The 17481-nt window shown below is 66.9% G+C and carries 5 protein-coding genes (1 of these 5 running past the window's edge); all 5 read right to left on the reverse strand.

Annotated features, from left to right (window positions below; genetic code table 11):
- A protein-coding gene (locus MKAN_RS22935; protein ID WP_023372270.1) for a type I polyketide synthase crosses the window boundary here: on the reverse strand, window positions 1–3871 show its 5' portion. 2675 nt of this gene lie to the left of the window's left edge; only the first 3871 of its 6546 coding nucleotides appear in the window; it begins with the start codon at window positions 3869–3871; the stop codon falls past the left edge of the window.
- Window positions 3868–8475: a type I polyketide synthase gene (locus tag MKAN_RS22940; protein WP_023372271.1), complete on the reverse strand. Its 4608-nt coding sequence runs from the start codon at window positions 8473–8475 to the stop codon at window positions 3868–3870. The genes MKAN_RS22935 and MKAN_RS22940 overlap by 4 nt, the downstream gene beginning before the upstream one ends.
- On the reverse strand, window positions 8472–14024 hold the full coding sequence (locus MKAN_RS22945; RefSeq protein WP_023372272.1) for a type I polyketide synthase: 5553 nt from the start codon (window positions 14022–14024) through the stop codon (window positions 8472–8474). Before MKAN_RS22945 ends, MKAN_RS22940 begins: the two co-directional genes overlap by 4 nt.
- On the reverse strand, window positions 14021–15772 hold the full coding sequence (gene fadD26 / locus MKAN_RS22950; protein ID WP_023372273.1) for a long-chain-fatty-acid--AMP ligase FAAL26/FadD26: 1752 nt from the start codon (window positions 15770–15772) through the stop codon (window positions 14021–14023). The genes MKAN_RS22945 and fadD26 overlap by 4 nt, the downstream gene beginning before the upstream one ends.
- Before the next feature lie 678 nt (window positions 15773–16450).
- Entirely contained in the window at window positions 16451–17182 is a 732-nt protein-coding gene (locus tag MKAN_RS22955) for a thioesterase II family protein (protein ID WP_023372274.1), read from the reverse strand.
- Between the last annotated feature and the right edge of the window lie 299 nt (window positions 17183–17481).

Below are 17481 nucleotides of genomic sequence, written 5' to 3' on the forward strand. Positions count from 1 at the left end.
TGGCCGATTGGGTGATCGCCTCGCGTAGCGCCGCTTCGTCGTGCGGCGAGACCACCGCCACCTCGGTGCGCTCGGCCAGCGACGACTGCAGCGCGGACAGCAGCGGGTCGCTCGTGGGATCACCGATCATCAACAGCGCACCGGGCAGGCCGGCGGCCGTGGGCAGCGGGACGGGCTCCCACTCCAGCGTGAACAAGCGATTACCGAATTCCGTTGCCCCGCCGCCGGATCCGAGCACCGCCATTTCGACCTCGTCGATGACCAGCAGTGGCCGGCCATCCGGATCCGTCAGGACCACCTCGCCGGCCAGCCGGTCCGAACCCTCGGTCACGGACAGGGTGCCGACGGCGCAGACACCCCGGGTGATATCGCCGTACACGTGCACGCCGGCGTAGCGCACCGGCACCACCAAGGATTTCCGGGCGGCCTGCCCGCCGGCCAGATCGGTTGCCATCCGGGTGGCGCCCAGCGTTTGCAGTGCGATGTCCATCATGACCGGATGCAGCAAGAAGTCGCGGGAACCCGTTCGCGCCGACGACGGCAGCCGCACTTGGGCGCGGGCCGCGCCGGATTGCTCGACGGCCAGTCCCATGATGCCCTGAAACGCCGGCCCGTGCTGCTGACCGGCGCCGCGCAGGCGCTGGTACAAATCGTCGGGGTCGAGTTCGGTTGCGGGATCGGCCGGGGTGACCCCGGTGCGCGGGTCGGACGGCTCGAATCGCTCGGCACGCGCAACGGTGGCGGTGGCGTGGGTGGTCCATTCCGAAGATCCACTGCGGGTGCGTATGTCGATCCGGCAGCGTTGCTGGTCGCCGGTGAGTGTGGTGACCAGCACGGTGCCCGCGGTCACGTGCAGCATCTGATGAAGATCGAGCTCGCAGATCATCCAGGGTTCGTCGGGCTCGGCTCCGAATGTGTCGGTAGCGGCCGCCAGCGCGACCTCGGCGTAGGCCGCACCGGGCAGCACGACCAGATCGTCGATGACGTGATCCCCGAGCCACAACAGGTCCGGGTCGAGCTGGCTTTCCCAGACCCGGATGCCGTTGGTGGGGTCGGTGACACCGACGCCGAGCAGCGGATGGACGTCGCCCAGGTGATATGCGGCCCCGGAAGGCGATGTGGCGTCCACCCAGTGGCGGGTGTGCTGCCAGGGGGTGGTGGGCAGCGTGGGGTGCGGTTCGGGCGGATGGGGGGTTTGCGGTGGGCGGTTGGTGTGCGTGGTGTTGAGGTTGGTGTGGAAGGTCAGGGTGTCGTGGGTGTCGCGTTGCAGCGTGCCCACGATCAGATAGTCGGCACGGTGATCGGCCGAATCGGGCGCGCTGTTGAGGGTGTCGCTGATCGAGTGGGTCAGCAGCGGGTGCGCGCTGATCTCGATGAACATGTGGTGATCGGTACCGGCCCGGGCGATGGCCTGCTGGAAGTGGACCGGGTTGCGCATGTTGGTCGCCCAGTGCTCGGCATCGAAGACGGGGCCCGAAACCGGCCCCGCACCCAGGTCGGGGTAGGTGGTCGAGATGATCGGGATGGTGGGCTGTCGCGGGGTGAGATCGGCCAGCTCGCAACGCATCTGCGGCTGCAGCGGATCCATGGCCGCGTTGTGCGGGGCCACCTCGATGCTCACTCGAGTGCCGTAGCCGTTGCGTTGACGCACCGTCTCGATGAGCGCGTCGATCTGCTGCGGCGGTCCGGCTATCGCGGTTTGCCGTGGTGAGGCGTAGATCCCCAGACTCACTTGCGGGTAGTCGGCGATAAGCGCCTGCGTCTCGGCGGCGTCGAGTTCCAGCAGCGCCATCGCGCCCTGCCCGGACAACGGGGCCATCAGGCGGGCCCGAGTGGCGGTGACCCGCAGGCCCTGCGCCGGCGTCAGCGCACCGGCGACCACCGCGGCGGCCACCTCACCCATCGAGTGGCCTATCACCAGATCGGGTTGCACCCCGTAGGAGCGCCACAGCGCGGTCAGCGCCAGCTGCATACCGATCAGCCCCAGCTGGATCTGCTCGATGCCGACGAGCTCCTTGCCTTCGGCGATCACCTCGTGTAGCGAAAATCCGCTCTGCGCAACGAAATCCGGCTCAAGTTCGGCGATTGCGGCGGCGAAGGCCGGTTCGTCGGCCAGCAGTTGGCGGCCCATGCCGACCCACTGAGATCCGCGTCCCGAGTAGACGAACACCGTGCCGGGGCCGACCGAGCCGTCCCGGGGCGCGACCACGCCGGGGGCGGATTCACCCGCGGCCAGTGCGCGCAGCCCCGCCACCGCCTGGCCCCGGTCGACGGCCGCGACCGTGGCGAACTTGCCGTGCCGGGCCCGGTGATGGTTGAGCGTGTGTGCGACATCGGCCAGCGGCACCTCGGCGCCGGGGCCATCCAGCCAGTCGGCCAGCACCGACGCGGTCGCGGCCACCCGCTGCGGCGTCTTGCCCGACACCACCAGCGTCGACACCGCCGGCACCGGGTCCTGCCGGGCGGCAGTCACCGGGGCGGGCGCCTGCTCGATCACCACATGCGCGTTCGTCCCGCTGACACCGAACGACGACACTCCGGCCCGGCGCGGCCGACCGGTGTCCGGCCAGGCCATGCCGTCGGTCGCGATGGTCAGCCGGGTTGCGGCCTCGCTGGCATGCGGTGTCAGCTGCCGAAAGTTCAGATGCCGCGGAATGTAGCCGTTGTTCACGGCGAGCACGGCCTTCATGAAGCCGGCGACACCGGCCGCGGCTTCCAGGTGACCGAGGTTGGTCTTCACCGAGCCGATCACCAGGGGCTCGCAGTTGCGCCGATCACTGAAAACCTTGCTCAGCGAATCGAGTTCGATCGGGTCCCCCAACGGGGTACCGGTGCCGTGGGCTTCGATGTAGTCGATGTCGGCAGGATCGAGCCTCGACGACGTCAACGCGGTGCGCAGCAACGCCTGCTGAGCAGGGCCGTTGGGCACGGTCACTCCGCTGCTGGCGCCGTCCTGGTTGACGGCCGAGCCGCGTACCACCGCCAGGATACGGTCGCCGTCGCGCATGGCATCGTCCAACCGCTTGAGCACGACGACGCCCGCGCCCTCACCGCGCACATACCCATCGGCGGACACGTCGAAGGTCTTGCACTGCCCCTCGGGCGACAGCATCCCCCATCGCGAGCACGCGATGCTCGGTCCCGGGCTGAGCAGCAGGTTGGTCCCACCGACCAACGCCATGTCGCTTTCGCGCAAGCGCAGGCTCTGACATGCCAGGTGCACCGCCACCAACGACGACGAGCAGGCCGTGTCGATCACCACCGCGGGACCCCGAGCGCCCAGGATGTAGGCCAGCCGTCCGGCCGCGAAGTTCGCCGAGTTTCCGGTGGGGATGTAGGCGTCGAGGTCTTCGGGCCGCAGCCGGCCCGCCAGGGTCAGCATGTAGTCGTAGGCGGTCACACCGACGAACACCGAGGTTTGGGTGCCGCGGATGGTGTGCGGCGCAACGCCCGCGTCCTCCAACGCTTCCCAGGCGACCTCGATCAACAACCGCTGCTGGGGGTCCATCGCCGCGGCCTCACGCGGCGAAATCGAGAAGAACTCGGCATCGAATTCGGACGGCTGCCAGCCGGTGAGGAATCCGCCGTCCCGGCTGCAGATGGTCCCGGGCACGGTGTGATCGTCGGTGTAGTACGCGTCTGCATCCCAACGCTCGGCGGGCACCCGGACGATGCCATTTCGGCCGTCGCGCAACAACTCCCAAAACCGCTCGGGGTTGTCCACCGCACCCGGGAACCGGCAGCCCATGCCCACCACCGCGATCGGTTCGGTGCTGGACTTTTCCGCGAGTTCCAGGCGGGCCGTAAGGTCGTCGATTTTGTGCAGCGCCTCGGTAATGATCGCTCGGCGATCGGGTGTCGCGGCGGTCATCGCGTTCCCCTTAGTCGTTCGGAAAGCTGTTCCAGCAACTCGTCTTCGGTGAATTCTTCGTAGGTCTCAGCAGCCGGCTGATCGGATGCCGCGGTTCCCGCTGCCTGGCTCGTTTCGAGAAGCTCGGGCAGGATGGTGGCCAGATAGTCGGTGAGGCTGTACACCGTCGGGTAGTCGAAAACCACCGACGCGGGCAGGAACTCGCCGAGGCTTTCCGACAGCGACCGCTGCAGCGTGACGCTCATCAGCGAATCCATGCCGAGCTGGAAGAAGCCCGCCGCCGGGTCCAGTGTCGCGGTCGCGGGCATTCCCATCACCGTGGCGGCCAGGCCGGCGACATGGTCGAACAGCATGTCGTGGCGTCGTTCGGCCTGGCAATCACGCAGGGCTTTGCGGAATTCGCTTTCCGGCAACGCGACATCTGCCGGCGCCGGCAGCAGGTCGTCGACGATACGCAGCGACCCTCTGGTGCGATATGCAGCCGCCAGCAGCGGCCAATCCGCGGCGACCACGGCGGTGCGCACGCCGGCCTGCGGGTTGAGCACCAGCGGCAGCGCGCCGATGGCGATCTCGTCGTCCATGGGCAGCAGCCCGGATCCGACACTGACCTGGCCGGCCTGATGTTCGGCGTCAGCCAGGGACTTCCACAAGCCCCAATCGACGACGGTGGCCGGCAGCCCCATCACCCGGCGCGCATACGCCAGGGCGTCCAGGTATCCGCTGGTCGCGGTGTAGTGGGCCAGCCACCGCGAACCGGTCAAACCCGAAATGGAGGAGAACAGCACGAAGTGGCGCACCGGCGTCGTCACCGACAGCCGGTGCAACAGGGCGGCGGCATCCAGCTTGGGCGCGAACATGGCCGTGACGTCGTCGTAGGTCATCTGGCTGAGCAGCACCGGCTGTCCGGCGAAGGCAGCCAGATAGATGCCCTCCAGCGGCGGCAAGTCGGCGCCGAACCGGTCGAACAGCGCGGTCATGGCGTCTTCGTCGGTGGCATCCGCGGCCACCGTGACGAGGTTCTTGCCTGCTGCGGCAAGGGTTTCGGCCAACTCGTGCAGCCGGTCACCGGGGTTGCGTGAGACCGCGACGACGGTGCCGGCGCCCATCTGGGCGAGCCGGCGGATCAGATGCGGCCCGATGTTGCCGGTAGCCCCGATCACCAGTTGGCTGGTGTCAGAACTCAGCGTGACCGGTTCGGTGGTCACCGGACGCCACCGCAGCCTGGGCACCAGGCGGGTGCCCAGCCGGTACACGACCTGGTCTTCCTCGTCGGCACTGCCGGCGGCGGCCAGCACTTGCCGGGCGGCCAGCGCCGTGGGCACCGAGTCGTCGAGATCGATGAGCCCGCCCCAGATTTCGGGATGCTCCAGCGCCAGCGAGCGGCCCAGGCCCCACAGCACCGCATGGCCGGGGTTGGCCCGGTCGCCTTCCGCGACGGGTTGGGCGTTGCGGGTGACGATGAACAACTTCGCCGGCGAGCTGCTGCCGGTCATCGCGGCGGAAAGCCTTCGCGCCGCGTGGAATAGCCGGTAGGCCTGGGCAACGTCAAGCGGGTCGTCGCCGACCGGCGGTGCGTAGAGCACGTGATCCACGTCGCGTAGCGCTTCCAGCAGTGTGCCCGGATCGCCGTCTGCGGCCAGCGCCGCCTGGGCCAGGAGCTCCACCCGAGTGTCCGCACCGGCGGCGCGGCGCATTTCGGCGCACAGTCCGGCATCTGCCACCACGAGCCAGCGTGCGGGGTTTGACGTCTCGGTGTCCGGTGCCGGGCGAGCCGGCCAGGCCAGTTCGTAGCACCAATCGTCGAGCGCGCCGTTCTCGGAGCGCACCTGTCCGGGCGCCGCGACCGTGTTGGGAGTCCGACGTCCGGCGCCCGCCGCTGCGGTGATCCAGTGGCGGGTGTGTTGCCACGGGGTGGCGGGGATGGCGGGGTGCGGCTCCGGCGGATGCGGGGTCTGCGGTGGGTGGTCCAGGGCGGTGTAGAGGTTGGTGCGGAACGTGACGGTGTCGTCGGTGTCGCGTTGCAGCGTACCGATATTCGCGTATATCGCAGGCTCCGGGCGTGCGGCTTCCAGCGTGTCGGCGATGGCCTGGGTCAGCAGCGGGTGTGCGCTGATCTCGATGAAGGTTTGGGCGCCGGCCCTGGCGATCGCCTGCTGGAACCGCACCGGGTTACGCATGTTGGTGGCCCAGTGCTCGGCATCGAAGGCCGGTCGGGTGTCCAGGTTCTCGTAGGTGGTGGAGATGATCGGGATCGTCGGGGTGCGCGGGGTCAAATCGGCCAGCTCCGAGCGCATCTGGGGCTGCAGCGCATCCATGGCCGGATTATGCGGGGCCACTTCGATATTCACCCGGCTGGCGAAGCGATTCTGGGCGCGCACCCGGGCGATCAGCTCGTCGATCTGCGCGGTGGGCCCGGCGATCACGGTCTGGCGCGGAGAGTTGTAGATGCCCAGCGTCACTTGCGGGTAGTCGGCGATCAGCGCTTCGGTCTGCTCGGCGCCCAGGCCGAGCATGGCCATGCCACCCTGCCCGGACAGCGGCGCCATCAGCCGCGAACGAGTGGCGGTAACCCGCAATCCTTCGGCGGGGGTCAGGGCTCCGGCGACCACAGCGGCGGCCACCTCGCCCATGGAGTGGCCGATCACCAGGTCGGGCTGCACCCCGTAGGAACGCCACAGCTGGGTCAACGTCAGCTGCATGCCGATGAGACCTAACTGAATCCGCTCGATACCGACCAGTTCGAGGCCGCCGGCAATGACCTCATGCAGCGAGAACCCGGCCTGTTCGACGAACACCGGCTCCAATTCGGCCACGGCAGCGGCGAACGCGGGCTCGTCGGCCAGCAGTTGGCGGCCCATGCCGGCCCATTGCGACCCACGGCCGGAGTAGACGAATACCGTTCCCGGACCGCGTGATCCGTCCAGTGGGCGAACTACGCCGGGGGAGTGCTGCCCGGCCGCCAGGGCGCGCAACCCGGCCACCGCCTGCGCGCGTTGGCGGGCGACCACGATGCCGTGCTTGGCGTGCCGCGCGCGGTGGTGATTCACCGTATGGGCCACATCCGCCAGGGCGACCGCGGCGCCCGGGCCGTCCATCCACTCGGCCAGCACCGCCGCCGTGGCGGCCACCCGCTGTGCCGTCTTGCCGGTCACCACCAGCGTCGACACCTGGGCGTCGGGATGGGTGTCCGGGTGGCTGCCGGCGTCACTTGCCGGTGTCAGTTCGGGACCTTGCTCGATGATGACGTGCGCGTTCGTCCCGCCCAATCCGAACGACGACACCGCGGCTCGCCGTGGCCCACCGCCACCTTCGGTGGCCGGCCATGCGGTGTTCTCGGTGGGAACGAAAAACCGCGTCGGCGCGGCGTCGATACCTGGATTCCATTGCGAGAAATGCAGATTCGGCGGGATCGTGGCGTGCTGCACGGCCAGTGCGGCCTTGATGAATCCCGCGATCCCGGCCGCTGCCTCCAGATGGCCGATATTGGTCTTCACGGCGCCCAGCGCGCACGAACCCTGGCCCCGGCCGTACGTCGACGCCAGCGCCTCGAACTCGATCGGATCGCCCAGCACCGTGCCGGTTCCGTGGGCTTCGACATAGTTCACGCTTTCGGGGGCCACGTCACCGGATCGCAGCGCATCGGCGATCACGTCGCACTGGGCCGCGGTATTCGGCGCAGTCACCCCGTTGGAGCGACCGTCCTGGTTGACCGCCGAGCCGCGCACCACCGCCAGGACGCGGTCGCCGTCGCGCACCGCGTCGGTCAACCGCTTCAGCACCACCACGCCGGCGCCCTCACCGCGCACGAATCCGTCGGCCGCGGCGTCGAAGGTGGCGCACCGGCCCTGCGGCGACAGCAGCCCCCATGCCGAAATTGCGATTTGAGTCTCGGGCCGAAGGGTGATGCTGACGCCCCCGGCCAGGGCCAGGTCGGTTTCGCGCAGTCGCAGGCTCTGGCAGGCCAGGTGGACCGCCACCAACGACGACGAGCACGCGGTGTCCACCGCCACCGCGGGACCGCGCAGTCCCAGCAGGTACGAGATGCGACCCACGGTGATGCTGTGGGCGTTGCCGGTGCCGCTGTAGGCGTCCACATTTTCCGGGCTGGCCGCCAGCATGGACTGGTACTCGTTGAAATACACGCCCATCATCACGCCGGTTCGGGTGCCGGCCAGCGAATCCGGCGGTATGCCGGCATGTTCGAGGGCCTCCCAGGACACCTCGAGAAGCATCCGCTGCTGGGGGTCCATGGCGGCGGCTTCGCGAGGGGTGATGCCGAAAAACTCGGCGTCGAAGCCGGCGACGTCGGGTACGAAACCGCCCCACTTGGTGGTCATCCGGCCCGGGGCCAAGGGGTCGGGGTCGTAGAAGGCGTCCGCGTCCCACCGATCGGCCGGCACCCGCGAGATCGCGTTACGACCTTCTATCAGCAAGTCCCAGAAGCTGTCCGGGTCGGTGGCATCGCCAGGAAAACGGCATCCGATGCCCACCACCGCGACGGGCTCGGCCACCGCGATCCGGGAGATCTTGGTGAACTCCTCGGCCAAGGTGGCGCGTTGCTGTGCGCTCATACCGGAGATCCGGCTGAAGGCCGTGCGTATCACCTTTCGCCCTCGGCCGACGTTGATTCGATGCGGTCGAACAGGCTGTCCAACACGCTTCCCGCCGAGGCGGACAGCGCAGCCATCTCGTCTGCTGACGAATCCTGTTGCGGAGCAACGCGATTAGTGAGGTACCGGGCCAGCGTTGCCACGGTAGGATGATTGAACAGCATGGTCGCCGACAGCTCTATCCCGACGAATTGCTCGGCTTCGCGCCGAATCGCCATCGCCATCAAGGAGTTGAGCCCCAGTTCCGCGAACGGCCTGTCGGTGTCCAGGTCGGTTTCTGGCAGCCGCAGTTCGGCGGCGATGATACGGCGCAAACCTTTCTCGAGTTCGGTGCGCACCGCGGTGGCCGGCATTTGCGACCAGTCCTGCGCCGGCTTCAGATGCGCAGCCGCGCCGACGGCTCCCGGCACGGCGGCCGTCGAGGGCACCGGCACCACAACCGCCTGCGCGACGTCATAACCGTCGGCGTATTCCCACGCGGTGAAAGCTTCCGGCGCCGTGATGTCGCGTGAACCCATGCGCTTCAACTCTTCGCTGACGATCTGAGCGTCGGCGGCGAAACCGAGCCCTCGCCATGCGACCCAGTCCAGACTCATGGTGTGGCAGCCCTGTTGGCGGCGTGCCCGCGCCAAGGCGTCCAGGTAGGCGTTGGCGGCCGCATACGAACCCTGCCCTGGGATGCCGAATATCCCCGCAGCCGACGCCGTCAGGAAGAAGAAGTCCACGCTGCCGGCTGGGAACGCCTCGTTCAGCACCTGGCTGCCGGCGACCTTGGGCCACACCACCTGTCGCACCGCATCCTCGGTCAGCTGCGTCACCAGCTGATCGTTGGTGACACCGGCGGCGTGGATGATCCCGCGAATCGGCGCAGCTCCGTCGCGATCGCGCTTGGTCAGCAGGGCCTGCACGTCCTCGCGGCATCCGACGTCGACCGCGACCGCTTCGACCGTCACGCCGCGCATTTCCAGGGCCCGGATGGCGCCGATCTTCTTTCGCAGTTCGCCGTCGAGGGTGTCGAGTTCCCAGTCCCGTCGCGGTGGCAACGGGGTACGACCGGTCAGGACCAGCCGGCGGGCGCCGCGGTCGGCGAGCCAATCGGCCATCAGCAGACCCAGCGCCCCCATTCCGCCGGTGATGAGGTAGGCCGCGTCCGGCCGGCATTGCAATGGTTGGCGCACGGGCGTGCCGCGCACCGGCGCCAACGCCGGTGTGAGCACCACACCGTCGCGTGCCACCAGGATCGACTTGCTTGGCGCCACAAGCAGCTCGGCAAGTATCGGCGCGGATTCAGCCAGGTCGGCGCCGGCGGGGAGATCGACCAGGCCGCCCCACAGCTCGGGATGTTCGGCGGCGATGACGCCGGCAAGGCCCCACAGGAAGCTCTGGCGCAGCGCGGACGGGGTCACCGATTCGTGAACTCCGCGGGTGACGATCCACAGCGCGGCGGATCTTTCGGCGCCTTCTGCCGCCAGAGTCCTTACCAGAGACCCGATTTCGGCGGTGACCCGCACGCAGAAGTCGACGTCGGTCTCTTCGGCGGTTGCCGGCTGGGAATCCGCGACGTAAAGCAGGTAACCGGCATCCGATACCGCTGCGGGCGGGTATCCGGCGTTCTCGAGATGTGCCCGCAGCGGGGCGCCGTCATCACCGATCACCGCGACGGGCTGTGGCCCGGTCAACCGACCGGGTGCCGGGTGGGCTTGCGCGTCAACGACATCGACGCGCGGTTGCCAGTCGATCGTGTGCACGAAGCTCCTGGCGTCGGAGCTCTCGGCGACCGGTTGCCCGTCGCCGAAGTCCAGCGCCCGGTAGCGAAGTGCACGCATCGACACAGCGGCCGCGCCGCCGCGGGCGGCGATGGCGACATCGACGGTGATCCCGTCGCTGTCGCGGGCGGTGCGGTCGAGTATCAGCGAAGCACGCGGTGCCGCTACGGCGTCACCGAACCACATCTGCTCGATGCCGGCCGGCACGTACAGCCGCGGGTCGGTGTCGTCGGCCAGCGCCCCGACGTGCACTGCCGCGTCCAGCAGCGGTGCGATCGAGCCCTCGGGCAGTGCCTCGGGAAGCTCGACCCCGACGACGAGCCCGGTGTCCCGCGGCGCCCATGAATCCACCGACCAGGTGAAGGGCAGGCCGTCGACGCCGTGGACCGCGAACAGCGCTGCAACGTCGGGAATCTCGTCGCCGTGAACACTCTGACGGTGGTATCCGTTGTCGGGAAGAGCCGAACCCGCCGGTGACGACGAAAGTCGCGCTGTCGCATGCCGTGTCCACCGGTTCGACGACGCTTCGGCAGCCGGAACCGAGGCGAGGCTGATCGACAGGTTGTCGGCGACCACCTGGATCAGTCGCGGCTGGTCGGCGAAAACCGGTTGCTCGAATCGGATGTCGGTCAGTGCGCCATAGCCCAATTCCGTTGCGGCGGAGACCATTGTGTGCAGCACAACGGAGGCTGGGACGAGTTCGACCCCGTGGAATCGATACCGGCCCCGGTACGGCATGGCATCCGGTGCCAACCGTGCTTGCCAGAGGTGTGACGGCGGACTCGACAGGACCGAGGTGTGTTGGCCGAGCAGGGTGCCCGCCGCGGGAGCCGCAGCGGCCACGTGGCCCGAACGTTTGGTGGTGATCCAGTGGCGGTGGTGCTGCCAGGGAGTGGTCGGGATGGGCGGGTGCGGCTCGGGCGGGTGCGGCGTGTGCGGTGGGTGGTCGGTGTGGACGGTGTTGAGGTTGGTGCGGAAGGTGATGGTGTCATCGCTGTCACGTTGCAGGGTGCCGATGCTGGTGTATCGGGTTCCGTGCTGGGCGCTGCGCAGTGTGTCCATGACGGCCTGAGTCAGCAGCGGGTGTGCGCTGATCTCGATGAAGGCGTGGTGGTTGCCGCCGGCCCGGGCGATGGCCTGCTGGAAATGCACCGGGTTGCGCATGTTGGTGGCCCAGTGCTCGGCATCGAACACCGGGCAGGTGTCGACGTCTTCGTAGGTGGTGGAGATCACCGGAATCGTCGGGGTCCGCGGGCTCAAATCGGCCAGCTCCGAACGCATCCGGGGCTGCAGCGCATCCATGGCCGGATTATGCGGCGCCACTTCGATATTGACGCGGCTAGCGAACCGATCCCGGGCCCGCACCCGGGTGATCAAATCGTCGATCTGCCCGGTGGGACCGGCGATCACGGTCTGGCGCGGCGAGTTGTATATCCCCAATGTCACTTGCGGGTAGTCGGTGATGAGTGCCTTGGTCTCGGTGGCGTCGAGTTCGAGCAGGGCCATGCCGCCCTGCCCGGACAACGGGGCCATCAGGCGAGACCTCGTCGCGGTCACCCGCAAGCCCTCGGCAGGTGTCAGCGCCCCGGCGACCACGGCGGCGGCCACCTCGCCCATCGAGTGGCCGATCACCGCGTCGGGTTGCACTCCATAGGAGCGCCACAGCGCGGTCAGCGCCAGCTGCGTGCCGATCAGACCCAGCTGAATCTGTTCGATGCCGACCAGTTCCTCGCCATTGGCGAGCACGTCGTGCAGCGAAAAGCCGGCCTGTTCGACGAACACCGGCTCCAGGTCGGCGATGGCCTCAGCGAAAGCGGGCTCGTCAGCCAGTAATTGGCGGCCCATGCCGGGCCATTGCCAGCCGCGACCGGAGTAGACGAACACGATGCCCGGCCCCGGCGAACCCTCCTGGGGGCCGACCACACCAATGGCGTGCTGACCGGCGGCCAGCGCACGCAATCCGGCTACCGCCTGCGCACGGTCACGCGCGACCACGGTGCCGAACTTGGCCTGCCGGGACCGGTGATGATTGACGGTATGGGCTATGTCGGCCAACGGCACCTCCGCGCCGGGGCCCTCCATCCAGTCGGCCAGCACCCCTGCCGTCGCGGCCACCCGCTGCGCCGTCTTACCCGCCACCACCAGCGTCGACACCGCCGGGTCCAGGTCGCGCTCAGGTGACGGCGACACTTCCTGGCCCTGTTCGATCACCACGTGCGCGTTGGTACCGCCGAATCCGAACGACGACACACCAGCGCGCCGCGGATGGCCTGTCTCCGGCCATTCCGTCAGCGTGTCAACGACTTTCATCCGCAGGTCGGCAAACGGGATGTGCGGGTTGGGGCTTTCGAAGCGCTGGTTCGGCGGAATCCGGCCGTGCTGTACCGCCAACACGGTTTTGATGAAGCCGGCGATGCCGGCCGCCGCCTCGGTGTGGCCGAGATTGGTCTTGACGGCGCCGATGAGCAGGGGAGCGTCCTCGGGGCGGCCCCGGCCCAGCACGGTACCGAGAGCTCGGGCTTCGATCGGATCACCCAACAGCGTTCCGGTGCCGTGAGCCTCGACGAAGTCGACTTCGTTGGGCTGCATCCCCGCGTTGGTGTAGGCCGCGCGGAGCACGGCCATCTGGGCCGCCGGGTTGGGGGCCATCAGTCCATTGGAGCGGCCGTCCTGGTTGACTGCCGAGCCGCAGATCACCGCCAGCACGCGGTCGCCGTCGCGTTGCGCGTCGGTCAACCGCTTGAGCACCACCACCCCGGCGCCTTCGCCGCGCACAAAACCGTCGGCGGCCGCATCGAAGGCGCGGCAATGACCGGTGGGCGACAACGCACCGACTTGGTCGAAGCCGCGAAATACGGCCGGGGACAACAACAAATTCACCCCGGCGGCGATGGCCAGGTTGCAGTCCTGCGTCCGAAGGCCCTGGCAGGCCAGATGGATCGCCACCAACGACGACGAGCATGCGGTATCCACCGCCACCGACGGGCCGCGTAGGTCGAGGAAATACGAGAGGCGGTTGGCGATGATGCTCATCGCGCCACCGGTGTTGCTCCACCCGTCGACCTGCGACAGATCGGTGGAGGCGATGGCGCCGTATTCGCTCAAGCACGACCCGGCGAATACTCCCGTCTGCGAGCGTCGTAGCGCGCTGGGCGCAATTCCGGCGTGCTCCAACGCTTCCCAGGCCACTTCCAGCAGCAGGCGCTGCTGGGGGTCCATCTTGTCGGCTTCGCTGGGGGAGATCTCGAAGAACTCCGCGTCGAATGCGTCGATGTCGGGCAGGAATGAGCCCCACCGCGTGGTGCGGTCCAGCAATGCCCGTACTTCCGGTGAGCCGTCGTCGAACTGTTCCCACCGTTCGTCGGGGACCTTCCCGATCGCCGAACGGCGGTCACAAAGAAACTGCCACAACGCATCCGGGCTGGTGATCCCCCCGGGAAACCGGCACCCCATGCCGATCACGGCGATCGGCTCTTCCAGCGAGCTTCGACCGGGGCGCTTGAACGCCACGTCCGACTCGGAATCGGGCTCAGGCGCAGTGAGATATGCGGCCAGGGCGTTGATCGTCGGGTGTTCCCAGAAGTCGATCGGGGATACCGTCTTGCCCAATAACTCGGTCAATTCCCCGGACAGCACCACCGCGTCACGCGAACTCACCCCGAGATCGGCCAGTGACAGATTGGGGTCGACCTCGTCGGGTGTGCAGCCGATATTCGTCACCAAGTAGTCGACAAGCCAATGGCGAAGGTCGGCTTCGTCATTGATACTCGCCGTCATGCGCTCACGTCCAGGCGTTTGAAGCCGTCGCGGCGATACCTTTCGACGCAGGCCGAACGGCGGACCTTACCGCTGGTTGTGATCGGAATCGATCCGGGGGAGACCAGAACCAGGTCGGCCACGCGCAAGCTGTGTGACCTCGAAATGGCAAAGGTGACTTCACGTTTCACCGAACGCAGCTTGCGCATGGCCTCTTCGGCCGAGGCTCCGCGTCTCTTCAGCTCGATGATCGCGACCAGTTGCTCGGTGATGTCGTCCGGGACGGCTATCGCCGCGACGCGGCCCCCAGTGATTTCCTGGATCGTCGCCTCGATGTCGTCGGGGTAGTGGTTGCGGCCATCGACGATGAGAAGGTCTTTGATGCGGCCCATGATGAACAGTTCGCCGTCGGATATGACACCCAGGTCTCCGGTCCGCAGCCACGGTCCATCGGGCGCTCCCGGGGTGGGATTGACCAGCTTGGCGTTGAACGTGCGCGTGGTCTGCTCCGGTTTGCGCCAATATCCCAGCGCAACGTGGTCACCGTGCACCCAGATCTCACCGACCGTCCCCGGCGGATTCTCGATCATGGTCTCGGGGTCGACGATGCGCACCGCCGACGGATCCGGCGAACCGTAACTGATGAGTTCGGTGCCGACCGACCCGGCGGTTCCGCTGCGCCTGGCCTGCCCGGCAGTCAACTGTTCGTAGTCGAAACGAACGGTCCTGGGCGCGGTGCCCGGCTCGGGAGCCGCCACGTAGAGGGTCGCTTCCGCGAGCCCGTAGGAGGGCCGTACGGCCGTCGAGCTGAGGTTATACCGGGCAAAACGTTCGGTGAAGCGCTTCACGGTGGCCACGTGGATGCGCTCGCTGCCACTGACGATTCCGACCACGTTGCCGAGGTCGAGCCCCGCCATGTCTTCATCGGACGTCCGTCGCACGGCTAATTCAAAGGCGAAATTCGGTGCCGCGGAGAAGCAGCGTCCGCTGGTGGCAAGCAATTGCATCCAGCAGGCCGGCCGGCGCAAGAACGACATCGGACTGAATAGGACTGCACTTCGGCCCGCGACCAGTGGCGCGCATATTCCAAGAATCAGGCCCATGTCATGAAACAAGGGCAGCCACGACAGCAGCACCGCGCCGATCGGCATTTCGGGACCACCGAAATAGCCATGGATGCTCTGCGTCACATTGGCGATGACGTTCTTGTGCGACACGATGACACCGGCCGGCGTCCGGGTCGAACCGGAGGTGTATTGCAGGTAAGCCGCTCCGGTCGACAGCCGCGGCGGCGCCGCGAGCTGACGTTGCGAGTCCAGATCAAGCAGATCGACCTCGATGACGAACGGCGTAGGCCGTCCGTCTTGCGCGTTTGCGTATTTCGTGACGTCGGCGACGACCGACGACGTCGTCAGAATGGCGACCGGGCTGGAGTCGCGCAATACCGAGGAAACGCGATCGTCGTGAATACCATACTGCGGGGTGGAGAGCGGAACTGCGATAAATCCGGCCTGCAGGGCTCCGAGGAATGCAATGACATATTCCAGACCCTGCGGCGCCAGAATAGCCACGCGATCACCCGGTGACCCGTACAATTTGAGCTCTTCAGCGATGATGCAGGCACGACCGTACACCTGCGACCACGTCAAACTCTCAGCGAACCCCTTCGGGTCCAATCCGTAGTCGATGAATGTATACGCGGTGGTGTCAGCGTCCAGATCCGCCCGCTGCTTCAGCAAAGCAGGGACGGAAGAGTCGATCACCGGCATCGCACTTAACTCCCATCGGCTTGTCGGTTTTGATTGTGTGTTGCACCTGCGAATCACTGGCACAGTGCGACTGACCAGCATCCTGGAACCCGCGGGTCTGAGCTGACTAGTCCGCTATGACGAGGAGGCAGCTTTTGCTGTTGAAGCACACCGATGTGCCTGTGCTGACCGCCCCCAGAATGACCCCGTTCCCCATACGACTAGTCGGTCTACGTAAGGTAACCACCTCTCGGGACGGGTGCGGGCACTATTTGGAAAATCCACACTTTCCCCACAGCGTCCGCCAATGCTACCGCCTGCTATCGCACCGTTCTGACCGGCATTAAGCCTTTGTACCAGGCAGTCCGCTGTGAACCGGGGTGGCAGATGTGACGTTTGATACATCAGTGACAGATGACTAGTACAGTGAGAGTTGGTATCTCGATTCTGGCACGCTCGTGCCAGCACTTTGGGACCGGCGTCTCGTTGTGACAAAGTTCACAGGCTCGCCCCGGGTGCTGCGCCAGCGGGCGCGCGGCGGTCGGTCGGCCAAACCCGCCCCGGGGTTCGCCATACGCCTACTGATGCGGCATCCGGCCGGCTCTGGCGCCGAGCTGTGGCGAACTTCGGCAGCAAGCCGCCGGTAATGGCACCGCTGGCGTGTGAGGTGCGGGCTAGGTTGTCGAAAGTTTGTCGCAGCTAAGCTTCGTGGAGCTGCTGGAGTGCCCGGTCCTCGATGTCGCCGACGAGCTCTGGCAAATTGTTGTTGAGATAGAAATGATCCCCTGGGAAGACGCGGATCGCGAATTCGCCAGTCGTTCGGTCACGCCACGGCTCCATGTCTTCTCGGGTGGTAATCCAATCCTTATCCCCGATGTACGCATAAATTGGGCACGATAATTTTGTCTCCGGGGGGCAGGTATAGCCCGCAATGGCGCGGACAGCTCGCAATGTGGGTAGCACCCCTACCCGAAATTCTTCGTCGGCAAAGAAATCGGGATTAGTGCCGGTCGCTCTGGCTACCAAATCCAGCATCTCGTTATCCGAGAAACCCTCGAGTTGTTTGTACCTGATATGGCCGGGTGCCGAGGTGGCCGACACAAACAGCGCGAGGATGCGGTACCCGGCTGATTGAAACCGCAATGCGACTTCGAAGGCCAGCATCCCGCCCATGCTGTGACCGAAGAAGATGACCGGATCGCCGATCGGGGCGGTCGGCTTCATCATGGCGAACACTTCGTCAGCGAGACCCGGAATGCTTTCCAGCGGCGGCAGGCCGTACCGGTCGTTCTGTCCCGGGTACTGGACAGCTATTCGCTTCAGATCACCGGAAAACTCGCGAGAGAATGCGACATAGTCTTTTGCGGTTCCACCGGCATGCGGGAAGATATACAGCGTAGGGCTTTTGCCGTCGTTCGAGCGGGCGTGCACGGCGCCACCCTACCGTGGCCCACCGAACGCGCACATCGACGTCGGTTAACGTCACCCAGCGTCACCCAGCGTCACTCAGCGTCACTCAACATCGATGCCGGGCACCCGTCGACCGAGGTGGCGAGACATCGCGTCCGTCGCCATCGATACCTTGCCGAGCCGGGCGGCGTCGGGGAGAGCGGGTGCGGCCCGCGGTGTCGGCCGATGCCGGGAAACAGGCCGACACACCGACGTCGCCACCAGCGTCACAGGGATAACAACAGGCACACTGGTAACAACAAATCATGCCAGGGATGCCG

Origin of the sequence: Mycobacterium kansasii ATCC 12478, from assembly GCF_000157895.3 — a bacterium.
In the GTDB taxonomy this organism is placed as follows: domain Bacteria; phylum Actinomycetota; class Actinomycetes; order Mycobacteriales; family Mycobacteriaceae; genus Mycobacterium; species Mycobacterium kansasii.